Raw genomic sequence first — 22,318 nt, 5'->3', positions numbered from 1 at the left:
CCCGCGCACCGGAGCGCCGGCCGGCCTGTTCTTTCATTCCGGTTCCGGGTATCTTCCTTCATGAGCAAAATCCGCATCGCTGTCGCAGGGGCCGGCTACATCGGTCTCGCCCACATGGATGTGGCTCAAGAGAGCCCTACGTGCATCCTTTCGGCCATTGTCGATCCTGCGCCGGCGGCAAAGGCTATCGCCGCCAAGGCGGGTGTGCCCCTCTACCAATCGCTGGACGAGCTGTTCACCAGAGACCGGCCCGACGGCGTGATCCTTGCGACGCCGAACCAGCTGCACGTGCCGCAGGCCCTGCAGTGCATCAAGGCGGGCGTTCCCATCCTGCTGGAAAAACCCATCGCACCCACGCTGGCCGAAGGCGAACAGCTGGTCAAGGCGGTCGCTGAAACGGGCGCCAAGGTACTGATAGGCCACCACCGCGCGCACAGCCCCATCATGGCCAAGGCGAAGGAAATCGTGGATTCGGGAAAACTCGGCAAGCTGGTCGCCGTGATGGGTAGCGCCACATTCTTCAAGCCCGACCGCTACTATGAAGACGCGCCATGGCGCCGCGAGATCGGCGGCGGCCCCATTTTGCTGAACATGATCCATGAGGTGCATAACCTGCGCATGCTGTGCGGTGACATCGTGGCGGTGCAGGCTTTTGCCTCCAATGCCACACGCGGTTTTCCGGTGGAAGACACGGTGGCCATCAATCTGCGTTTTGCCAACGGCGCGCTGGGCAGCTTCATGCTGTCGGACACCGCCGCCTGCGCGCGCAGCTGGGAGCAAACCTCCCGGGAAAACAAGGCCTACCCAAGCTATGGCGACGAAGACTGCTACGTGATTTCGGGCACCAACGGAAGCCTGTCGATTCCGACCATGCGCCTGAAAAGCTATCCCAGGCCGGAAGACCGTTCCTGGTGGAAGCCGTTTGACGAGAGCGTGGCCGACATGGTCCGCGACGATCCCCTCAAGCACCAGCTGGAGCACTTCGGCGCCGTCATTCGTGGTGAAGCACCGCCGCTGGTCAGTGCCCGCGACGGCCTGCTGAACCTGCGCGTCACCGAGGCCATCGCACAGGCCGCCCAAACCGGCCAGGTGATCGAGTTGCCCGTTTTTTAAGCAACTCGACCCTCCCACATGCAAATCAAACCACCACAAACAACGTCAACCACCAGGAAAGAAATCACCATGAAAGTGCTCATGCTTCACGGCATCAACCACAACATGTTCGGCAAGCGCGATCCGGCGCAGTACGGCACCATCACGCTGGACGAAATCAACACCAGCCTGCAGGCTTTGGGCCGGGAGCTCGGCGCCGAGGTGGAACATTTCCAGACCAACAGCGAATGCGACATGTGCGAACGGATTCACCAGGCATTCACCGACAAGGTCGACGCCGTGCTGATCAACGCCGGCGCCTGGACGCATTACAGCTACGGCATCCGCGACGCCCTGGCCATCCTCACCGTGCCGGTTGTCGAGCTTCACATGTCGAACATCCACGCCCGTGAGCCTTTCCGCCATGTGTCGGTGTTCGCCGAAATCGTCAAGGGGCAGATCTGCGGCTTTGGCGCTGACAGCTACCTGCTGGCTTTGCGCGCCGCTGTTTCGGCGATCAATGCCGCAAGGGTTTCGTAAATCATCAGAAAGAGAGCGGCCATGTCACAGGAGTTCGCTGGAAAAGTCATCGTCATAAGTGGCGCCAGCCGGGGCATTGGCCATGGCATCGCCGCTGCGTTTGCTGCACGCGGTGCACAGACCGTTTTGGCCGCATCGTCCATTGAGAACCTGAAGACTGCCGCGGATGCGATTGCCAGTACCGGAGCAATCCGCCCTGAGATATGCGCTGCGGATCTTCGAGGCGAAGAAGGTTGCAAAGCGGTATTCACCCTGGTGTCCGAAAGATTTGGACGCTGTGACGTGTTGGTCAATTCCGCGGGTGCCACGCGCGCCGGTGCGTTTCTGGATCTTCCGGAGGACGCATGGCATGACGGCTTTGCATTGAAGTTCTTCGGCTGTGTGAACCTGTGCCGCCTGTTTTGGCCGATGCTGAAAACTGCGGGTGGGCACGTTGTCAACATCATTGGCGGCGCTGCCCGTACGCCCGACCCGGGCTTCCTGATCGGTGGGTCGGTCAACGCTGCGATGCACAACTTCACCAAGGGCCTGTCCGGGCTTGGAAAGCGGGACGGCGTCAATGTCAACGCCATTCTTCCGGGCTTGACTGAAACCGGCCGTGTAGCGCAGCTGTTTCAGCAGCGTGCAGCCGCAAGTGGAAAACCCGTCGAAGAAGAACGACAAGCGCAAATCGCACGCGAGGGACTCAGCCGGCTGGGTACGCCCGAGGATGTCGCCGCACTTGCGATATTCCTGTGTTCGGAGAGTGCCCGCCACATTCAAGGCACGGCCATCGCTGTGGACGGCGGTGGCACCCCTGGCCTGTATTGATCGTCAAAAGCGTCTTTGTTGCCGGCGAATGACCGTCAGCACTGATTATTCGGCGTTATTTTCAACAGCGGTTTTAACTGCAAATTTCTGGAACCTCCATGATCAACGGCCATACCGAACTCATCGCCCACATCGGCTACCCGACGCATTCCTTCAAGGCGCCGATGATCTACAACCCCTACTTTGAACAGGCGGGAGTGAACGCGGTGGTCGTGCCCATGGGTTGCAAGGCCGAAGACTACCCGGCCTTTCTGCGGTCGGTGTCTTGCCTGGAGAATTTCCTAGGCGCGCTGATCACCATGCCGCACAAGGTCACGACAGTCGATTTGCTGGACGAAGCCACACCCACGGTACGCATCGCCGGCGCCTGCAATGCCGTCAAGCGCGACGCGAACGGCAAGCTCGTGGGCGACATGTTCGATGGGGAGGGCTTTGTGCGCGGTGTGCAGCGCAAGGGCTTTGATCCGCGCGGCAAACGTGCCCTGGTCGTCGGCAGCGGCGGCGTGGGCTCGGCAATCGCGGCTTCCCTGGCCAAGGCCGGCGCGCGCGCGCTGGGGCTGTGCGACGTCAATGCGGACTCTGCGCAGGCCCTGGCAGGGCGGCTACGCCAGCACTACACGGCACTGGAACTTTCCACTGGCTCCAACGACCCGGCGGGTTACGACCTGGTGGTCAATGCCACGCCCATGGGCATGAATGAAGGCGATCCCTTGCCCATGGACGTTTCACGTATCGCAGCCAGCAGTTTTGTGGGCGAAGTGGTCATGAAGTCGGAAATGACCGCGTTTCTGGCGGCGGCCAAGGCGCGAGGTTGCACCGTGCAGGTGGGTTCGGACATGCTGTTCGAGCAGATCCCGGCCTACCTGGAATTTTTTGGCCTGCCGACCACCACACCGGACGTCTTGCGGTCGGTGGCACGGCTGAGTTATTAAAAAAGTGTAAGAGGACGCACGCACCGTGCGTCCTGGGTGGGAAGTACTGGAATCAATGCTAAAAACGTCTGATTTCAGACGTTCATAGACATAATCCAGCATGGACAAACTCAAGCAGCTTGAATCGTTCGTGTCGGTTGCGACGCGCGGCAGCCTGACTGCCGCCGCGAACGCCGAAGGCGTGGCGCCTGCCATCATGGGTCGGCGGCTTGATGCACTGGAAGGCCGCCTGGGCGTCAAGTTGCTGGTGCGTACCACCCGGCGCATCACGCTCACACACGAAGGCAGCGCCTTTCTTGAAGACTGCCAGCGCCTGCTGATTGATTTTGCCAACGCCGAAGCCAGCGTATCGGCCGGCGGCGTCAAGGCCAGCGGGCATCTGCGCATCACCGCGCCGGCCGGCTTTGGCCGCCGCCATGTGGCGCCGCTGGTGACGCGCTTTCGCGAAGTGCATGCCGATGTCACGATCTCGCTGAACCTGAGCGACCGGGTGGTTGACCTGGCCGGCGAGGGTTTTGACTGCGCAGTGCGCGTCGGCGACATGCCGGACTCTTCGCTGGTGAGTGTGCGCATGGCTGACAACCGCCGGCTGTGCGTGGCCACGCCGGTTTACCTGGCCCGCCACGGCACGCCCCAGCACCCCAGCGAGCTGGCGAAATTTGACTGCCTGACGCTGTCCAGCGACGCCTCGCAAACGCGGGGCTGGGCGTTCCGGGTCCAGGACGAATTGATCCATCTCAAGCCGGGCGGGCCGCTCGACTGCTCGGACGGCCAGGTCCTGCATGACTGGTGCCTGGGAGGGTACGGCATTGCCTGGCGCAGCACCTGGGAGGTCGAGGCGGAAATTGCCGCCGGCCAGCTGGTAGCGGTGCTGGAGGATTTTGCCGCGCCGCCCAACGGTATTTACGCCGTATTTCCGCAACGCAAACACTTGCCCCTGCGGGTTCGCCTGTGGCTGGATTTTCTGAAACACCATTACAGCCAACCGGAGTTCTGGTGCTCGTCGCCAGCCGCCGCAAAACCCTGACTGGAAAGGATCCCGACGATGGTTCTCGAATCTCTTTTGGCCTATGCCCACCTGCTGGCGATTCTCACCATGGTGGTTTTTCTGGCGAGCGAGGCGGCGCTGTGCCGCACCGAGTGGCTGGACGCCGCCGTGATCGAGAGGCTCGGCAAGATCGACATGGTCTACGGCATCTCGGCCGGCGCGGTGTTCCTGACCGGCCTGGCGCGCGTGTTTCTGGGCAGCAAGGGCGCGGCCTGGTACGCCCATAACCCCTTGCTGTACGTCAAGCTCGTCATGTTCCTGGTGATCGGGCTGATTTCCATCAAGCCCACCATGATGTTTTCGCGCTGGCGCCGGGAGTTGCGCGCCAACGGTGCCCTGCCCGATTCGCTGGAAGTCAAACAAGCGCGGCGGCTGGTGATGGTGCAGGCGCACATCCTGCCGTTCATTCCGCTGGCTGCCGTCTTTCTGGCCCGTGGCTTTGGTTAGGCGCACGCCAGTGCTGCAGCCGGCGTCAGGCTGAAAACAGGCCGTGCACCAGCCAGAAGGCGGTGCCCCACATCATCAGCGCCACCAACATGTCCATGGCGCGCCATATGACCGGCGTGTTGAGCTTACGCCCCACGCACCACAGCGCCACGCCCAGGCCGGTAAACCACAGCAATGAACCCGTGATAGCGCCCAGGCCGAACACGGCGTTGTCCGGCCGGGCGTAAGCCAGCGATGCGGTGCCGATGACCACGGCGGTGTCCAGCCAGGCATGCGGGTTGAGCCACGACAGCGCCAGTGCCAGCCCGATGGCTTTGCGGCGCGGCATGGCTTCGGCGACAAGGGGCGCGCCTTCTGCCGCCTGCGGCGCCGGCTGCACAAAGCGGCGCATCGCGTGTGTTCCGTACACCATCAGCACCAGCGCACCCGCGCCCGTCATGGCGCCCACCAGTTTGTCTGACAGGCCGCCCAGCTGTGCGAGCCCCATCACACCCAGGCCGATGAGCGCCACGTCAGTCAGCACGCAGACGGCAACCGTCAGCCAGAGGTGCTGGCGCAGCAGGCCCATGCGGATCACATGGGCGTTTTGCGGGCCTATGGCCATGATGAGCGAGAGGCTGAGGACCATGCCGGTCAGGAAGGCGGGGGCGGTGAGCGGGTTCATGGCCGCAAGTGTGTGCCAGGGTTCATAATAGTTAAATAGAATTAACTAAAACTAGCTTTAGTCAATTATTAATTGATTTAGTAGGTGCCTAACAACATGCTCGATGCCCGACAACTTGAAGCATTGGCCGCCGTGATTGAGCACGGCAGTTTCGGCGAAGCCGCCAAGGCCCTGAGCCTGACGCTGGCTGCCGTGTCCCTGCGCATCAAGTCACTAGAAAACGCACTGGGGCAGCGGCTCCTGGTGCGCGGCAAACAGGTACGCGCCACGTCGACCGGTCAGGCTTTGCTCGGGCACACCCGGCAGGTTCGCCTCATGGAAGGCGACCTGCTGGCCGGGCTGCAGGGCGGGGGAAAGTCCGCGCGCCTGCAAAGCCTGAGTGTGGCGGTGAACGCCGACTCCCTGAGCACGTGGTTCTTGCCGGGCGTGGCCACAGCCCTGCACACTCACGGCCTGCTGCTCGATGTCGTGGTGGACGATCAGGATCACACCCACGAAGCCCTGAAAAGCGGAGATGTCACGGGCTGCGTGACTGCATTGGCGCAGGCTATGCGGGGCTGCGTGGCTGAACCGCTGGGCGTGATGCGTTACCGCTGCATGGCCTCGCCCGCACTGGTGGCACAGTGGAACGAGCCCGCGGCGGGTGGCAAGGCCGCACCGAACCGGCTGGCCCATCGCCTGCTGGCCAGCCCTGCCGTGATCTTCAACCGCAAGGACGCGCTGCAGGATACTTTTCTTGAACAGCATTTCGGGCTGCGCGACGCGCTGTACCCGCGCCACTTTGTGCCGGCGGTGGATGCGTTCGAGCTTGCGCTGGAGCTTGGCATGGGCTGGGGCATGGTGCCCGACCTGTTGCTGGCCGCGCGCACCCGCAAGCCGCCGCTGCAGGAAGTGCTGCCGGGCAGCACGGTCGACGTGCGGCTGTACTGGCAGCACTGGGCACGTGAATCCGTTGCGGCGCAACGATTGACACAGGCGGTCAAGCAGGCGGCGCAAGGGGAGTTGCTACAGATGTGACGGTGTATTTGTAAGCAAAAAGTGCCGCCTGCGCTTTGCGGATGGGCGCAAGCAGCTATCAACTCAATAGCGCTCATCAAGAAATCGCTGACACAAAAAAAGCCCGCCATGACATCCATGGCGGGCTGGTTCGGCTGGATACGACTGGCTTACTTGCTCAGGCATTCTTTCATGAACGCTTTGCGTTCGTCGCCTTTTTTGCCCTTGGCGTCGACGTTGCAGGTTTTCATTTTGGTTTGCTGCGTTGGCGCTTCTTTCTTGGCACTGAGGCACTCTTTCATGAATGCCTTGCGTTCGTCGCCCTTCTTGCCTTCAGCGTCCTTGTTGCAGGTACCCATTTTGGTTTGCTGTGCGGTTTTGGCTGGAGCGTCCGCGGCGTGCGCCACCGGAGACAAGGCCATCGAGACGGCAAAAACGGCGGCGATCAGGGATAACAGCTTTTTCATGGTGGCTCCATTGGGTTGGGGAATCAGGTTTGAGTTCCGGCTGGAATTCCAACACATAACGCCGCGCCGGGCAAATTCGATGACCGGGTATCTGAGGGGTCCGAACGGCAGATGGCTTAACCGTAAAATCAGCCCATGCTCTCGATTAAAAAAGACCTGCTCGCGGCCCTGGCTGCGGGGCTGGAAGACCTTTCCCCCGGCGCAGGCGACAAAGCTGCCTTTGAATCCCCCAAGGTGGCGGCCCACGGCGACTTCGCCTGCACGGCCGCCATGCAGCTGGCCAAGCCGCTCAAGCTCAATCCACGCCAGCTGGCGGAAGACCTGCGTGCCATTTTGCTGAAGGCTCCGGCCTTCGAGCGCTGGGTGGACGCGATCGAGATCGCCGGGCCGGGCTTTATCAACATCCGCCTGAAGCCCGCCGCCAAGCAGGAGACCGTGCGCGAAGTGCTGGCCGCCGGCGCGCAGTTCGGCGTACAGCCCGCCGACCCGGCGCGCAAGATGATCGTGGAGTTCGTCTCGGCCAACCCGACCGGCCCTCTGCATGTGGGCCATGGGCGGCAGGCCGCGCTGGGCGATGCGATCTGCAACCTGTTCGCCACTCAGGGCGCGAAAGTCTGGCGCGAGTTCTATTACAACGACGCAGGCGTGCAGATCCAGACCCTGGCCACCAGCACGCAGGCGCGCGCCAAAGGCATCAAGCCCGGTGACGCCGGCTGGCCCGAGTCGGCCTACAACGGCGATTACATCGCCGACATCGCGGCCGACTTTCTGGCCAAAAAGACCGTCAAGTCGGACGACCGCGAATACACCGCCTCGGGCGATGTCGACGACATCGATTCGATCCGCCAGTTCGCCGTGGCCTACCTGCGCCACGAGCAGGACCTGGATCTCAAGGCTTTCTCGGTCAGGTTCGACAACTACTACCTTGAGTCCAGCCTGTACAGCTCGGGCCGTGTCGATAGCGCCGTGGCCAGACTGAAAGACGCCGGTAAGACCTACGAGCAGGACGGCGCGCTGTGGCTGAAGTCGACCGACTACGGCGACGACAAAGACCGCGTGATGAAAAAGAGCGACGGCAGCTACACCTACTTCGTCCCCGACGTGGCCTACCACCTGGCCAAGTGGGAGCGCGGCTTCGGCAAGGCCATCAACATCCAGGGCATGGACCACCACGGCACCATTGCCCGCGTGCGCGCCGGGCTGCAGGCCGCCGGCGAAGGCATTCCCCAGGGCTACCCCGATTACGTCCTGCACACCATGGTGCGCGTGGTGCGCAACGGCGAAGAGGTCAAGATTTCCAAGCGCGCCGGAAGCTACGTCACCCTGCGCGACCTGATCGAATGGACCAGCGCCGACGCCGTGCGCTTCTTTTTGCTCAGTCGCAAGCCGGACACGGAGTTCCTGTTCGATATTGACCTGGCGCTGGCACAGAGCAATGACAATCCGGTGTATTACGTGCAGATGGCGCACGCGCGCATCTGCTCCATCCTCACCATCTGGGCCGGCCAGGGCGGCGACGAAGCGAAGCTGAAATCCGTGGACCTGTCGGCACTCGACAGCCCGCAGGCCCAGGCACTCATGCTGCTGCTCGCCAAGTACCCTGACATGCTTGCCAATGCGGCCGCCGGCCTGGCACCGCACGATGTAGCTTTTTACCTGCGCGAGCTGGCGGCGAGCTATCACAGCTATTACGATGCCGAGCGCATCCTGGTAGACGACGAGGCCGTCAAGCAGGCACGCCTGGCGCTGGTCGCCGCGACTGCGCAGGTGTTGCACAATGGCCTCGCAGTGCTGGGCGTGAGCGCCCCGCGCAAGATGTAACCAGTAGCGAAAACCATGCGAATTTCAGGACAAGGCAATGAACGTGGGCAAGGTATGAATACACAACGAGGCGGAACCCTGCTGGGGTTGATCATTGGCGCGCTGATCGGCCTGGGCGCGGCGCTGGCGGTGGCGGTTTACATCACCAAGGTGCCGGTTCCTTTCATGAACAAGAGCCAGGCACGCAACCCCGACAGCGACGCTGTTGAAGCCAAGAAAAACAAGGACTGGAACCCGAACGCCCCGCTGGCCGGCAAGAACCAGCCCAAGCCGCCGCCTCCGGCAGCGGTTGAAGTGCCTGGTGTTCCGGTACCCGACCCCTCCGCCGGGCCCGCCCCCAGGGCCGCCGCTTCGGCGCCGACCAAGGTGGCCAAGCCGGCACCTGCCGATCCGCTGGGCGATCTGGCAAAGGCAAAGGTCGAAGGCCTGTCGTCCGGTCCGGGAGCGGATCCCTTCAGCTATTTCATTCAGGCCGGTGCCTTTCGCACGCCGGAAGATGCGGAACAGCAACGCGCCAAGCTGTTGCTGCTGGGCATGCAGGCCAAAGTGTCGGAACGCGAGCAGGCGGGCCGCACCGTGTACCGCGTGCGCCTTGGCCCTTTCGACAAGAAGGAAGATGCCGACAAGGCCAAGGAGCGCCTGGACAACAATTCCATTGAAACCGCGCTGGTCCGGGTCCAGCGCTGAAGCCCTCGTCCAACGATAGGCTGAACTTTTCACGAGGCTGGTGTACAAACCCCTATACCCCGCGCCACGAGGCATCCGCCAGAGGGGCGGTTTCCGGGCTATTTCCGTCATTCCAGGAGAAAAATCTGATGCAACGCCGTGAGTGTTCGTTTTCAGCCGCCTCGGCAGCAGCCGCCCTCGGCGGCGTCGCCGCCCTGCCCACCCTGGCGCAAGCCCAGGCCAAGGCCTTCAAGGACGGCGAGGATTACCTGACGCTGGACAAGCCGGCGCCGACCGAGACCGCCGCCGGCCGGGTCGAGGTGGTGGAATTCTTCTGGTACAACTGCCCCCATTGCAACGCCTTCGAGCCGCAATTCGAAGCCTGGATGAAGCAGATCCCCAAGGACGTGTCCGTGCGGCGTGTTCCAGTGTCCTTCCGCCCCGATTTCGAACCTCAGCAGCGCCTGTATTACGTGCTTGAGGCCATGGGCAAAATTGAGGAACTTCACAAGAAGGTGTTTGCTACGATCCACGTGGAAAAACAACCGCTCAACACGCCCGAACTGATAGCTGCATGGGCTGAAAAGCAGGGCCTCAACAAGGCCAAATTCGTTGAGTTCTACAACTCCTTTTCGGTCGCCTCCAAGGCGCGCAAGGCCACACAGCTGCAGGATAGCTACAAAGTGGCCGGCGTGCCGTCGCTGGGTATCGCGGGGCGTTATTACACCTCGTCGGACCAGACCCAAACCATGACCCGCGCGCTGCAGGTCACAGATCACCTGATCGCGCAATCCCGCAAGGCCAAATAAAGAAAGCGCCTGCGGCCGTGCGCCGCGCCAAACACTGGCTCACAAAACCCGCCCGATTTCCGGCGGGTTTTTTTATGCCCCTAATATTCCCCGTGCAAGCCATTCCCGGAGCTGGCATGGCTACAATGGCCCAACACCAAGCAGCAAGATTCGTGCCTTATGAAACACCCCATTTTTTCGTTCATCCTGCCGGTCATCCTGGTGCTGGGGGTGGCTTTCCCGGCCAGCGCCGAAAAAGCCGACCGGGACAAGCCCATGAATGCGGAGGCAGATGCCCTGCGTTATGACGACCTGAAGCAAACCAGTGTTTTTACCGGCAATGTGGTGATCACCAAGGGCACGACCATCGTGCGCGGCGAGCGCGTTGACGTCATGCAGGATCCCGAAGGCTACCAGCAGGCGGTGTCCATCGCGGCGCCCGGCAAGCTGGCGTTTTACCGGAAAAAGCGTGACGGCGTAGACGAATACATCGAAGGCGAAGGCGAACGCATTGAATATGACAGCCGTGCAGACCTGGTGAAGTTCATCAAGCGGGCGGTGGTGCGCCGCTACAACGGCGCCACCCTGGTGGACGAAACCACCGGCAGCCTGATTGTTTACGACAACAACACCGACGTCTTCACCGTGGATGGGGGCGCGCAAAATCGTACGGCCAGCAACCCCACAGGACGGGTTCGCGCCATGCTGTCACCCCGCGCGACAGCCTCGGCCCCCGTCGCGGCGCCGCCCGCAGGCCCAGCCCCGGTTCTGCGCCCCAGCACGACGCTGGGCAATGAAAAGAACTAGAAAGACCTGCACAGATGGATGTGGTGACTGACACTTCAGCGGCCCCGGCCGCTCCTGCCCTGACCCCCAGCCGCCTTGTTGCGCAAGGTCTGCAAAAATCGTACGGCAGCCGCAAGGTGGTGCAGGACGTTTCGCTGTCCGTGCAAAAAGGCGAAGTCGTGGGCCTGCTGGGCCCCAACGGCGCGGGCAAAACGACCTCGTTCTACATGATCGTGGGCCTGGTGCGCGCCGATGCAGGCGAAATTTCCATCGACGGCGAGTCGGTCGAGCACATGCCGATTCACCTGCGTGCCCGCCTGGGCCTGAGCTACCTGCCGCAGGAAGCGTCGATTTTCCGCAAGCTCACGGTCGAAGAAAACGTGCGTGCCGTGCTGGAGCTGCAGCTCGACAAAACCGGAAAGCCGCTGGGGCGCGCAGACATCGAGTCGCGGCTCGACGCGCTGCTGCAGGATTTGCGGGTAGATCATTTGCGCAACTCACCGGCACCGGCGCTCTCGGGCGGCGAGCGCCGCCGGGTCGAAATCGCGCGGGCGCTGGCAACCCAGCCGCGCTTCATCCTGCTGGATGAGCCCTTTGCCGGTATCGACCCCATTGCCGTGATCGAAATCCAGCGCATCATCGGTTTCCTCAAATCGCGCGGCATCGGCGTGCTGATCACCGACCACAACGTGCGTGAAACACTGGGCATTTGCGACCACGCCTACATCATCAGCGACGGCCATGTGCTGGCGCAAGGCACACCGTCCGAGATCGTGAACAACGCCGATGTACGAAGAGTCTATCTCGGCGAACACTTCAAGATGTGAAGATGGTTCCCCCCTGTTGTCGCTCACTTCGTGTAGCTCCCTCTCCCCCTCTGGGGACGGCGCCTGCGGCCTGGCGAAGCCAGTTCCGCGGCCCCTGCTGGCCGAAGACATGTCGTTTTATCTTTCCGCACATTTGAAAATCCAGTGAAACAAGGCCTGTCACTCCGCGTCTCGCAGCATCTTGCGCTGACGCCCCAGCTGCAGCAGTCGATCCGGCTGTTGCAGCTGTCGACGCTTGAGTTGAGCCAGGAGGTCGAGCAGATGCTCGACGAAAACCCGTTTCTGGAAGTGTCGGAAGAGACGGCGGTGCGCGAAGAGTTTGGGCTGGAGCACATCAACACGCCGGTAAGCCAGGACAGCCGCGAGTTTGAATCTGCTACGGATTCGATAGCTGGCGGCGCAGACGAGACTGGCGCTACAGCCCCGAATGACGCAGAAGTCAGTGCGGAGCCCAAGCTCGAGGAAAGCTGGGAAGGCGATGGCACGGTAGAAACCACGCCCGACGACAGCGAGTGGGGAAGCGACGCACCGGCGCGCAAGAACAACAATGAAGAGAGCGAAGCCGAGGCCTCCGACCTCACGGGCAGCCATGAGTCGCTGCAGGACCACCTGCACCGGCAATCGCTGAGCTTGCGCCTGTCGGAGGAAGATCGCGCCGCGCTGCACTTCCTCATTGAATCGCTCAACGACGACGGCTACCTTGAAGACAGCCTGGCGTCGCTCGCGGCCGGTCTTGCAAGAGATGACATGGCGCAGGCGGAAGAGCTGGAGCAGCGTTTTGCGATGGCGCTCAAGCTGCTGCACCACATGGAGCCTGCCGGTGTCGGTGCGCGCAACCTGGCGGAATGCCTGAGCCTGCAACTGCTGGACTGCAAGGACTGCGAAGAAACCCGCGCAGCCATTGCCATGTGCAAGCAACCCATGGAGCTGCTGGCCAAGCGCGATGTCAAGCGCCTGTCGCACCTGTGTGGGTTCACCGAAGCCGCCATCAAGGGCGCCATCACGGTGATTGGCCGGCTCGACCCCAAGCCCGGGCGCCGCTTTGTGAACGTGGAGCGCAACCTGATCGTGCCCGACGTCATCGTCATCAAATCGGGCCGGGGCTTCAAGGTTTCGCTCAATGGCGACGTCATGCCGCGCCTTCGCGTGCACGACATTTATGCCAATGCCCTCAAGCAGCACAAAGGCCAGGGCGGCCAGGCGCTGCAGCAGCGCCTGCAGGAGGCCCGCTGGTTCATCAAGAACATCCAGCAGCGCTTTGACACCATCCTGCGCGTAAGCAGCGCGATTGTGGAACGGCAGAAAAACTTCTTCACGCACGGCGAACTCGCCATGCGGCCGCTGGTGCTGCGCGAAATCGCCGATGAACTGGGCCTGCATGAGTCCACCATCTCCCGCGTGACCACGGCCAAGTACATGGGCACCCCTTTCGGTACTTTCGAGCTCAAGTATTTCTTCGGTTCCGCACTCGGCACCGAAACCGGCGGCAATGCTTCCAGCACAGCGGTGCGCGCGCTCATCAAACAATTTGTCTCGTCAGAAAGCCTCAAGAAGCCGCTCAGCGACAACCAGATTTCCGAAATGCTCAAGGAGCAGGGCATTGAATGCGCCCGCCGCACCGTGGCCAAGTACCGCGAGGCGCTCCGCATCGCGCCCGCCAACCTGCGCAAATCACTCTAGCCGCCCAATCAGGCCGCGCTGCCCCGCCCCTCAAAGTCAGTCATGAATCAACTCCAACTCTTTTTACCGTGCGCCGCAGGCGTCGAAACCCTGCTGGCCACCGAGGTCAAGCGTGTCACCGGGATCGACGGCAAAGCCTGGCGCGCCGGCGTGCAGCTGCAGGCTTCGTGGCGCGACGCGTTGCAGCTCAACCTGCACAGCCGGCTGGCGCAGCGCGTGCTGATCGAGCTGCAGCACAACCAGTACCGCAGCGAACAAGACCTCTACAACGCAGCTGCCAACGTGGCCTGGGAAATCTGGTTCACGCCCAAGCAGACCTTCAAGGTCGAGATCACGGCCCAGCACAGCCCGCTGCAAAGCCTGAACTTCGCGGCGCTGAAGATCAAGGACGCGATCGCCGACCGCTTTCGCGCCAAGTTCGACGACGTGCGGCCCAGCGTCGACACGCGCTGGCCCGACGTGCGCGTCTACGTGCACCTGACGACGGACACCGTCACGGTCTACATCGACACCTCGGGCGAGCCGCTCTTCAAGCGCGGCTGGCGCGAAGACAAGGGTGATGCCCCGCTGAAGGAAACCCTGGCCGCCGCCATGATTGCCGCCAGCGGATGGGATCAGCTCTGTAAAGAAGGCGTGCCGCTCTATGACCCCTGCTGCGGCTCGGGCACCATCGCGATTGAAGCCGCGCAAATCGCCTGCAACATTGCGCCCGGCATCAACCGCCGTTTTGCCTTTCAGAAATACCTGCCCTTCCAGGGCCATGTCTGGGACGGCCTGCTCGACCAGGCCGAAGCCGCCATCACCGAACCTACAGCGCCGGTGTTCGGCAGCGACGTGTCTTTCCGCATGGTCGACTTTGCCGAACGCAATGCCGAGCGTGCCGGTGTGGCCAATGCGGTGGAATTCCGCGGCGGYGACGCCCTGCAGCGCATGCCGCCCGCGCCTTCGGGCGTGATGCTGGTGAATCCGCCTTACGGCGAGCGTATTGATGTGGCAGGTGTGGCCGGCATCACCGGCGTGCAGGGGCGCGACCAGCGCCGCCAGCAAGGACAGGCCGAAGGACGCGTGCAGCAGGACCACCGCAACCAGCCCATCGACGAATTTGGCCAGCCGCTGAACCGGGACAGCGGTGATCGGGGTGACACACGTGAAGAACCCGCCTTCGAGACATCGCGCGACCGCTCGGCGAACCCCGGCCGCGAGCAGGCACAAAACGCCTGGGGCGAAGAAGCGACGGAGTTTTTTCCACAACTGGCCGCGCACTGGAAGAAAAATTACGCCGGCTGGACCGCTCACGTGCTCACACCCGACCTCAAACTGCCCGGCAAGATGCGCCTGAAAGAATCGCGGCGCGTGCCGATGTGGAACGGTCCCATCGAATGCCGCCTGTTCCGCTTTGACATGGTGGCGGGCTCCGCACGCGGCAAGCCCGGCGCAGCCGCCCCCACCCCACCGAACGAGCCGGCGGCGTGACGGCCTCAGTGCGCCAGCCTGTCGTGCTGGACACCAACATCGTCCTCGACGTGTTTGTCTTCAATGACGCGGCAGCGCAGCCACTGAAAAAAGCGCTGGAGGCCGGCGAGCTCGACTGGCTGGCCACGCAGGCCATGCGCGACGAACTTGAGCGCGTGCTGGCCTATCCGCAAATCATTCCCCGCCTGGCGTTTTACGAATTAAGCGCCGATGACGTGCTCGCCGCCTTTGACCGGCATGCTCGCCTGACGGAGGTGGCAGCCAAGGCCGGTGTCACTTGCAGCGACCCCGACGACCAGAAGTTCATCGACCTGGCGGTGACTGGCAAGGCCTTGCTGCTCAGCAAGGACCGGCATGTGCTTTCAATGAAGAAAAGGCTCCTGACCCAGGGTGTACGTGCGCAAGCAGCTATTTAATTAATAGCGACCCGTTCATGACCCGGAATGCCGTGAGAGGCGTTTAACCCGCAGCGCGCTCTGCGGAGGCGCCAGAGGGAACTGCCCCCGATACCGCCGCGGCATCACCCGTCACCGGCATACGGATGCCGTTGGCTTGCGCAGGCATGTGCCCACCCGGCCCCACGCCATTGGCGCGAAAACTGTGCGCGCTGGCCAGCGGCCAGTAGTAGCTGAACACCGTGTTCTGTTTTTCCAGCGAGCCCAGTAGCGCGCCGGGTTCGACCTGCATGATGAGGTTGCTCAGCAGCCGCACCTCGGTATCGGTCAGGCGCCGCACGATGTGATGCGCGTTGACTTCGCGCGGGTGGCACAGGCCCGCGGCCTGCACCAGCTCCTGCAGCGCATGCAGCGTGCTGCGGTGGAAATTGCGCACGCGTTCGGCCTTGTCGGGCACCACCAGTGCCTGCTGGCGCACCGGGTCTTGCGTGGTGACGCCCGTCGGGCATTTGCCGGTGTGGCAGCTTTGCGCCTGGATACAGCCCAGCGCCATCATGAAACCGCGCCCGGCATTGCACCAGTCGGCGCCCAGCGCCATCAGCCGCACCATGTCAAACGCGCTCACCACCTTGCCGGCGGCACCGATGGAAACGCGGCTGCGCAGATTGACACCGATCAGCGTGTTGTGCACCAGCAGCAGGCCCTCCTGCAGCGGCGCGCCCACGTGGTCGGTGAACTCGACGGGCGCCGCGCCCGTGCCGCCCTCGGCGCCGTCCACCACGATGAAGTCCGGCGTGATGCCGGTCTCCAGCATGGCTTTCACAATCGCAAACCATTCCCACGGGTGTCCGATGCAGAACTTGAAGCCGGTCGGCTTGCCGCCCGACAGCTTTCGCAGTTTGGCGATGAAATGCATCATCTCGACCGGCGTGGAAAATGCACTGTGGCTGGAGGGCGAAATGCAGTCCTTGCCCTGCGGTACACCGCGCGCCGCCGAGATTTCCTCGGTGACCTTCGGCCCCGGCAGGATGCCGCCGTGGCCGGGCTTGGCGCCCTGGCTCATCTTGAGCTCGATCAGCTTGACCTGTGGGTCGCGTGCGTTGGCGGCGAAACGCTCTTCGCTGAACGTGCCGTCCTCGTTGCGGCAACCAAAGTAACCCGAGCCGATTTCCCAGATCAGGTCACCGCCATGCAGCCGGTGGTGCTGCGAGATCGAGCCTTCGCCCGTGTCGTGCGCGAAGCCGCCGAGTTTGGCGCCCTTGTTCAGCGCCATGATGGCATTGGCCGAGAGCGATCCGAAGCTCAGTGCCGAAATGTTGAACACGCTGGCGTGATAAGGCTGCGTGCAGGGCTCCACCGAGGGCGACGGATGATCGGGCGTGCCGCCTATCCAGACACGGAAGTCGTGGGTTGACAGTTTGGTCGGCGACATCGAATGGTTGACCCACTCATACCCCTGCGCGCCCACGTCCAGCTGCGTGCCGAACGGCCGGTTGTCGGGTTCGCCCTTGGCGCGCTGGTACACCAGCGAGCGCTGGGCACGGGAAAACGGCGTGGCCTCGCTGTCGCTTTCGATGAAGTACTGGCGCATTTCGGGCCGGATGTACTCAAACAGGAAACGCAGGTGGCCGATGACCGGGTAATTGCGCAGCACGGCATGGCGCGTTTGCCGCAAGTCGCGCACACCGACACACACCAGCACCACACCGGCCACCAGGGAAACCAGCGCCAGCTTCCCGACGCCAAAAACCATCAGGCCGAGCAGCCCCAGCAGCGCAGCAAGCCCGCACAGGGCCATAAAGGTGTAACGGACGGGGAACCAGGCATCCAGGCGCTGAAGAAACATGGTGGAGCTTCCGGGGGAGGGGTCACAAAAGGGCACAAAACAGAGTCATATCAGGGGCATACGGCCGCGACGCGCCAGATACACTTTGCATCATAAGAGCCTCATGTGACGCTCAGAACTGTTTTTTTCATGAAGCCCACCCCCAAATCCGTCATCCCTTCAAAGCCCTCGCCGGAGCCGGTTTTCCTGGAAGTCGAGGCGTTCGACGAGCTCGATGCCATCCTCGACGACCTGCGCACCCGCTATGACGAAACGCCGCAGTGGGAATTCTGCGAAGGCTTCATGGCCGCCGTGATCTGCTCGCGCCGGCCCATCGAGGCAGCCGAATACCTGCCCGTGCTGCTCGCCGTCCCCGCTGAGGGCGAGGCACCGGATCCGGAAGGCGGCTCGTTCGCCAGCGACGCGCAACGTGAGCGCTTCCTCATGCTCTGGAACCAGCGCTGGCAGGAAGTCGAAACGGCGCTGGACGCCGAAGTGGACTCGCTCGAAGACGACAACTGCTACCACCCCGAGGTCATGGACATACGCGGCGCCGTGGCCGACATGCCGCCCGACGAACGTGCCGCTTTCAAGGGCGAAGACCTGCCCGCATTCGCGCAGGTCTGGGCGCTGGGCTTCATGTTTGCGGTGGAAAGCTGGCCCGACGAGTGGATGGCGCCGCGTGACAAAGACGCCGCCAAATGGCTCGACGGCGCCCTGCAGGCCGTGGTCGCCATGACCGAAGACGATAGCGCCCCGCCCGAGGTGTCACCCCTGAGCGAAGACGGCACGCCCAGCACCAGCATTGCCAGGCTCAACGCTTTTGGCGAGGCCATCTGGGCGGTGTATGACTTGCGTGAGTTGTGGAAGACCATGGGCCCCAAGGTCGAGACGGTGCGGGTGGAGGCCACGCCCGGGCGCAACGACCTGTGTTATTGCGGTAGCGGGAAGAAATACAAGAAGTGTCACGGGGCGGGGTAAAGGCCGGTGATCTGACGGCAGGTGTCCTTTGCCGGGTCCGGACGCACCGAGCGATCGCTATCAATTTCATAGCTTGTGGCGCCCTATTTAATTGACCTCGAGCCACTTTTGGACCTCAAGAACAAGGCTTGCGAGGCCTCCTGAACGCGCCAGAAGAAGGGATTTGCCCCGAAACTGAAACCAGACCCGGTTCAGGCTGTTTTCAGGGGAAGTTTCGGCCTTAAGCCCAATATGGATGGGCGCCAGCAGCTATGTTTTTAATAGCAACAACAAACACCGGTAAAACCCGCAGAGTTCAGCCGGTTGTCCACCAGGATATTCCGCCGAGCAGCAGGTCGTAACGCTTCACGCTGGAAGGCGGCGTCTGGACACTTTTTTGGGGCAACGGTGTTGGTTACGTGGGCGACGGCCAGGCGGTCCGCCGCCGGACCGCCGGTTTTCATGAAGTCAGCAATCGCGGAAAACCCGGGTCTTGACGCGCGCGGTCGGCGGCGCAGAATGCATCAGTCGCCCTGGACCGTGAACAGGTCCCTGACTTGTATGTACAAGTTACCGGCGGCAACCACCAGCGGCATGGGCATGATTCCTGCTCACCCCTGAGACCCCCGGGCGCGGCCGCCACAAGCGGTCAGGCGCAATGTTTGTTTGACTGTCCAACCGAAGGAAATCATCTTGAACCACATGCTTCCCCACCTCAGCCGCCGCGTTCTTTGCGCCACTGCCGCAGCCGCCATGCTGGCCTGCAGCGCCGGCGCAGTGCTGGCCGCCACGCCCAAAGACACCCTGGTGCTGGCCTTCGGTTTCGATGACATCATCACCATGGACCCGGCCGAAGCCTTTGAGCTGTCCGCCGGCGAGATCATGGGCAACACCTATGACCGCCTGCTGCGCCTGGATGTGAACGACCCTTCCAAACTGGTGGGCGACGTGGCCAAGTCCTGGACCGTCTCGGCCGATGGCAAGACCTACACCTTCGAGCTCAAGCCCGGGATCAAATTCGCCTCCGGCAATCCACTCACGGCCGAAGAAGTGGCGTATTCGCTGCAGCGCGCCGTGATGCTGGACAAATCCCCCGCCTTCATCCTGACCCAGTTCGGTTTCTCCAAGACCAACGTCAAGGACAAGATCAAGGCCACCAGCCCGACCGTGGTGACCCTGGAAACCGACAAGGCCTATGCGCCCACCTTTGTCTTCAACTGCCTGACGGCCAACGTGGCCGGCATTGTCGACATGAAGCTGGTGCAGTCGAAAGAGGTCAACGGCGACTGGGGTTATGCCTGGCTGAAAACCAATTACGCCGGCTCCGGCCCGCTCAAGCTGCGCGAATGGCGAGCCAATGAAATCGTGGCGCTGGAACGCAACGACAACTACTATGGCGCCAAGCCCAAGCTGGCCCGCGTGATCTACCGCCACGTCAAGGAATCGGCCACGCAGCGCCTGCTGCTGGAAAAAGGCGACATCGACATCGCCCGCAACCTGAGCCCGCAGGACATCGCCGCGCTCTCGACCAACAAAGATGTGAAGATGACTTCCACGCCCAAGGGCACGGTCTACTACATCAGCCTGAACCAGAAGAACGCCAACCTGGCCAAGCCCGAAGTGCGCGAGGCCCTGAAATACCTGGTCGACTACGACGCCATCGGCGACACACTGGTCAAGAACATCGGCGTGATCAATCAGAACTTTCTGCCGCAGGGTTTGCTGGGCGCCAGCACCGTCAAGCCCTACAAGCTCGACGTGGCCAAGGCCAAGGCGCTGCTGGCCAAAGCGGGCCTTGCCAACGGCTTCAAGGTSACCATMGACATGCGCACCATCCAGCCGGTGCARGGCATCACCGAGGCCTTCCAGCARACMGCCAAGCAGGCCGGCATCGACATCGAGATCATTCCCGGCGACGGCAAGCAGACSTTGACCAAGTACCGCGCCCGCACCCACGACATGTACATCGGCCAGTGGGGCGCCGACTACTGGGACCCGCATTCGAACGCCGACACCTTCACGCGCAACCCCGACAACGCCGACGATGCCAAGGCCAAGCCGCTGGCCTGGCGCAATGCCTGGGCGATTCCCGAGCTGACCAAGCAGTCGGACGCGGCGGTGCTGGAGCGCGATGCCGGCAAGCGCAAGAAGATGTATGAGGACCTGCAGGCCGAGTTCCGCAAGACCAGCCCCTTCATCATGCTGTACCAGCAAACTGAGGTGGCGGCTTTCCGGAGCAACGTGGACGGCCTGAAGCTGGGCCCCACCTTCGACAGCAACTACATGTTCAACGCCTCCAAGCGCTGATAAGCCACCGACTTTGGCCATTCCCGACCCCACAGCCGCCGGCGTGGCGCCGCTCAGTGCGGTGACCACGCGCACGGCGGGCCAACGCTTCACGCCGCACGCCAGGAGCTTAGTCAACTTCCTGGTGGTGATTTTGCTCACCTACCTGGGCCTGCTCGCGGTCACGTTTTTCATCGGCCGCGTGATCCCCATTGACCCGGTGCTGGCCATCGTGGGCGATCGCGCACCGGCGCATGTGATCGAGCGGGTGCGCCAGGAGCTGGGGCTGGACAAGCCGCTGTATGAGCAGTTCTACATCTACATCGGCAAGGTGCTCAAGGGCGACTTCGGCGTCTCGGTGCTGACAGCCAACCCGGTGATGACGGACATCAAGCGCGCCTTTCCGGCCACGCTGGAGCTGGCGAGCCTGGGCATCCTGATAGGCGCGGGCCTGGGCGTGCCGCTGGGCGTCTGGGCCGCAGTGCGGCGCGGCAAGCTGGTGGACCAGGTGGTGCGCGTGATCGGCCTGGTGGGCTATTCGGTGCCCATCTTCTGGCTGGGGCTGATGGCGCTGGTGGTGTTTTATGCGCGGCTGGGCTGGGTCTCCGGGCCGGGCCGGATCGACGTGAGTTATGAGTACACACTCAAGCCCATCACCGGGCTTTTGCTGCTCGACACAGCCATGACCGGCGAGTGGGAGGCTTTTCGCAATGTGTTTTCGCACCTCATCCTGCCGGCTTCGCTGCTCGGCTATTTCGCGTTGGCCTACATCAGCCGCATGACGCGTTCCTTCATGCTCAATGAACTCGCGCAGGAATACGTGGTCGCCGCGCGCGCCAAGGGTCTGTCGGAGTCGCGCATCATCTGGCGCCATGCGCTGCGCAACGCCATGGTGCCGCTGGTCACGGTGATCGCGCTGTCGTATGCGGGCCTGCTCGAGGGCTCGGTGCTGACGGAAACCGTCTTTGCCTGGCCAGGCCTCGGTCTCTACATCACCAACTCGCTGCAGAACGCCGACATGAATGCGGTGCTGGGCGGCACGATTGTGGTGGGCTCGATCTTTGTCGGCTTGAATTTATTGTCAGACGTCTTGTACAAGCTGCTCGACCCAAGGACGCGTATCCGATGACTTCAAAGGTTGCATCCCTGCGCGACTGGCTGAGCACCGACCGCCCTGCCTCGCGCCGCCAGGCCTTCATGGGCCGCATGTACCACGGCTGCCACGATTTTTCGCGCAACCGGCTGGCGATGCTGGGCCTCTTCATCGTGCTGGGCCTGGTCCTCGTGGCGATTTTTGCCGACCTGCTCGCGCYGTATTCGGCCTACACCGGCGACCTGCGCACCACACGCCTGCTGCCGCCTTCGTGGGCGCACTGGTTCGGCACCGATGACCAGGGGCGGGACATCCTCTCGCGCATCATCATCGGCTCGCGCATCACGCTGATGGTGGTGATTCTGGTGGCGGTGCTGGCAGCCCCGCTGGGCCTCATCGTGGGCACCGTGGCGGGTTATGCCGGCGGCTGGGTCGATGCGGTGCTGATGCGCATCACCGATATTTTTCTGGCGTTTCCGCGTCTCATTCTGGCATTGGCGTTTGTCGCGGCGCTGGGCCCCGGCATCCAGAACGCGGTGATCGCGATCGCCATCACCTCCTGGCCGCCCTATGCGCGCATGGCGCGGGCCGAAACGCTGACGATACGCCAGACCGACTACATCGCCGCCGTGCGGCTGCTGGGCGCATCGCCCTGGCGCATCGTGCTCGGCCACATCATGCCGCTGTGCGTGTCGTCGGTGATCGTGCGCGTCACGCTGGAC

22 protein-coding genes are annotated in these 22,318 nt (G+C 62.8%); 19 read left to right on the top strand and 3 right to left on the bottom strand.

The genetic code is table 11. The features are described from left to right. The first annotated feature begins 60 nt into the window (after positions 1–60). From AC1DWI_RS00445 to AC1DWI_RS00420, 6 genes are all read left to right on the top strand, one after another. Positions 61–1,113, top strand: coding sequence for a Gfo/Idh/MocA family protein (locus AC1DWI_RS00445; RefSeq protein ID WP_477670669.1), 1,053 nt, complete (start codon positions 61–63; stop codon positions 1,111–1,113). Between the two features lie 69 nt (positions 1,114–1,182). Then, positions 1,183–1,632: a type II 3-dehydroquinate dehydratase gene (gene aroQ / locus AC1DWI_RS00440; RefSeq protein WP_477647179.1), complete on the top strand. Its 450-nt coding sequence runs from the start codon at positions 1,183–1,185 to the stop codon at positions 1,630–1,632. A gap of 21 nt (positions 1,633–1,653) precedes the next feature. Beyond that, entirely contained in the window at positions 1,654–2,442 is a 789-nt protein-coding gene (locus AC1DWI_RS00435; RefSeq protein WP_477670668.1) for an SDR family oxidoreductase, read from the top strand. Positions 2,443–2,540: 98 nt separating this feature from the next. After that, a complete protein-coding gene (locus AC1DWI_RS00430; protein WP_477670667.1) occupies positions 2,541–3,374 on the top strand; it encodes a shikimate dehydrogenase family protein in 834 nt (277 codons plus the stop codon). A 100-nt stretch (positions 3,375–3,474) separates the two neighbouring features. Next, the gene (locus AC1DWI_RS00425; RefSeq protein ID WP_477670666.1) at positions 3,475–4,401 is read left to right on the top strand and encodes a LysR family transcriptional regulator; all 927 of its coding nucleotides are present in this window, start codon (positions 3,475–3,477) and stop codon (positions 4,399–4,401) included. 18 nt (positions 4,402–4,419) lie between these two features. Beyond that, the gene (locus AC1DWI_RS00420) at positions 4,420–4,869 is read left to right on the top strand and encodes a DUF2214 family protein (protein WP_477670665.1); all 450 of its coding nucleotides are present in this window, start codon (positions 4,420–4,422) and stop codon (positions 4,867–4,869) included. A 25-nt stretch (positions 4,870–4,894) separates the two neighbouring features. Here the strand turns inward: AC1DWI_RS00420 and AC1DWI_RS00415 are convergent, their stop codons facing one another. Further along, positions 4,895–5,533 carry a LysE/ArgO family amino acid transporter gene (locus AC1DWI_RS00415; RefSeq protein WP_477670664.1) on the bottom strand — a complete coding sequence of 213 codons (639 nt, stop codon included), beginning with the start codon at positions 5,531–5,533 and terminating at the stop codon, positions 4,895–4,897. Positions 5,534–5,629: 96 nt separating this feature from the next. Here AC1DWI_RS00415 and AC1DWI_RS00410 point away from each other — a divergent pair, with 96 nt between their 5' ends. Beyond that, positions 5,630–6,550 carry an HTH-type transcriptional regulator ArgP gene (locus AC1DWI_RS00410; RefSeq protein WP_477670663.1) on the top strand — a complete coding sequence of 307 codons (921 nt, stop codon included), beginning with the start codon at positions 5,630–5,632 and terminating at the stop codon, positions 6,548–6,550. A 149-nt stretch (positions 6,551–6,699) separates the two neighbouring features. On the opposite strand, the gene AC1DWI_RS00405 is transcribed toward AC1DWI_RS00410, so the two are convergent. Beyond that, entirely contained in the window at positions 6,700–6,996 is a 297-nt protein-coding gene (locus AC1DWI_RS00405; RefSeq protein WP_348047291.1) for a PsiF family protein, read from the bottom strand. A 135-nt stretch (positions 6,997–7,131) separates the two neighbouring features. Between AC1DWI_RS00405 and argS the strand changes: the two genes are divergently transcribed. From argS to AC1DWI_RS00365, 8 genes are all read left to right on the top strand, one after another. After that, positions 7,132–8,817, top strand: a complete 1,686-nt coding sequence (gene argS / locus AC1DWI_RS00400; protein ID WP_477670662.1) for an arginine--tRNA ligase — start codon at positions 7,132–7,134, stop codon at positions 8,815–8,817. A 54-nt stretch (positions 8,818–8,871) separates the two neighbouring features. After that, entirely contained in the window at positions 8,872–9,504 is a 633-nt protein-coding gene (locus AC1DWI_RS00395) for an SPOR domain-containing protein (RefSeq protein WP_477670661.1), read from the top strand. A 128-nt stretch (positions 9,505–9,632) separates the two neighbouring features. Further along, a complete protein-coding gene (locus AC1DWI_RS00390) occupies positions 9,633–10,292 on the top strand; it encodes a thiol:disulfide interchange protein DsbA/DsbL (protein WP_477724239.1) in 660 nt (219 codons plus the stop codon). Between the two features lie 159 nt (positions 10,293–10,451). Further along, complete coding sequence (lptA, locus tag AC1DWI_RS00385; protein ID WP_477670659.1) at positions 10,452–11,078, top strand: lipopolysaccharide transport periplasmic protein LptA; 627 nt, start codon at positions 10,452–10,454, stop codon at positions 11,076–11,078. A gap of 14 nt (positions 11,079–11,092) precedes the next feature. Further along, positions 11,093–11,884, top strand: a complete 792-nt coding sequence (lptB, locus tag AC1DWI_RS00380; protein WP_457282376.1) for an LPS export ABC transporter ATP-binding protein — start codon at positions 11,093–11,095, stop codon at positions 11,882–11,884. Between the two features lie 144 nt (positions 11,885–12,028). Next, on the top strand, positions 12,029–13,564 hold the full coding sequence (locus AC1DWI_RS00375) for an RNA polymerase factor sigma-54 (protein WP_477670658.1): 1,536 nt from the start codon (positions 12,029–12,031) through the stop codon (positions 13,562–13,564). A 42-nt stretch (positions 13,565–13,606) separates the two neighbouring features. Beyond that, positions 13,607–15,037 carry a THUMP domain-containing class I SAM-dependent RNA methyltransferase gene (locus AC1DWI_RS00370; RefSeq protein WP_477670657.1) on the top strand — a complete coding sequence of 477 codons (1,431 nt, stop codon included), beginning with the start codon at positions 13,607–13,609 and terminating at the stop codon, positions 15,035–15,037. Beyond that, a complete protein-coding gene (locus AC1DWI_RS00365; protein WP_477670656.1) occupies positions 15,034–15,453 on the top strand; it encodes a putative toxin-antitoxin system toxin component, PIN family in 420 nt (139 codons plus the stop codon). Before AC1DWI_RS00370 ends, AC1DWI_RS00365 begins: the two co-directional genes overlap by 4 nt. A gap of 43 nt (positions 15,454–15,496) precedes the next feature. On the opposite strand, the gene AC1DWI_RS00360 is transcribed toward AC1DWI_RS00365, so the two are convergent. Further along, complete coding sequence (locus tag AC1DWI_RS00360) at positions 15,497–17,278, bottom strand: FMN-binding glutamate synthase family protein (RefSeq protein ID WP_477670655.1); 1,782 nt, start codon at positions 17,276–17,278, stop codon at positions 15,497–15,499. A gap of 129 nt (positions 17,279–17,407) precedes the next feature. Here AC1DWI_RS00360 and AC1DWI_RS00355 point away from each other — a divergent pair, with 129 nt between their 5' ends. The 4 genes from AC1DWI_RS00355 to AC1DWI_RS00340 all read left to right on the top strand — a co-directional run. Beyond that, positions 17,408–18,238, top strand: a complete 831-nt coding sequence (locus tag AC1DWI_RS00355; protein ID WP_477670654.1) for a YecA/YgfB family protein — start codon at positions 17,408–17,410, stop codon at positions 18,236–18,238. Between the two features lie 681 nt (positions 18,239–18,919). Continuing rightward, positions 18,920–20,524, top strand: coding sequence for an ABC transporter substrate-binding protein (locus tag AC1DWI_RS00350; protein ID WP_477670753.1), 1,605 nt, complete (start codon positions 18,920–18,922; stop codon positions 20,522–20,524). Between the two features lie 13 nt (positions 20,525–20,537). Then, positions 20,538–21,632 (top strand): ABC transporter permease, encoded by a 1,095-nt coding sequence (locus AC1DWI_RS00345; RefSeq protein ID WP_477670653.1) that lies wholly within the window; start codon positions 20,538–20,540, stop codon positions 21,630–21,632. Continuing rightward, positions 21,629–22,318, top strand: a 690-nt coding sequence (locus AC1DWI_RS00340) for an ABC transporter permease (protein ID WP_477724238.1), incomplete at its 3' end; no start/stop codon positions are given. The genes AC1DWI_RS00345 and AC1DWI_RS00340, both read left to right, overlap by 4 nt.

The sequence above is a fragment of the Polaromonas sp. P3_C2 genome (assembly GCF_056402675.1).
Note: the sequence above shows the minus strand (reverse complement) of the source record. Positions and strands in the feature narration are given on the sequence as shown.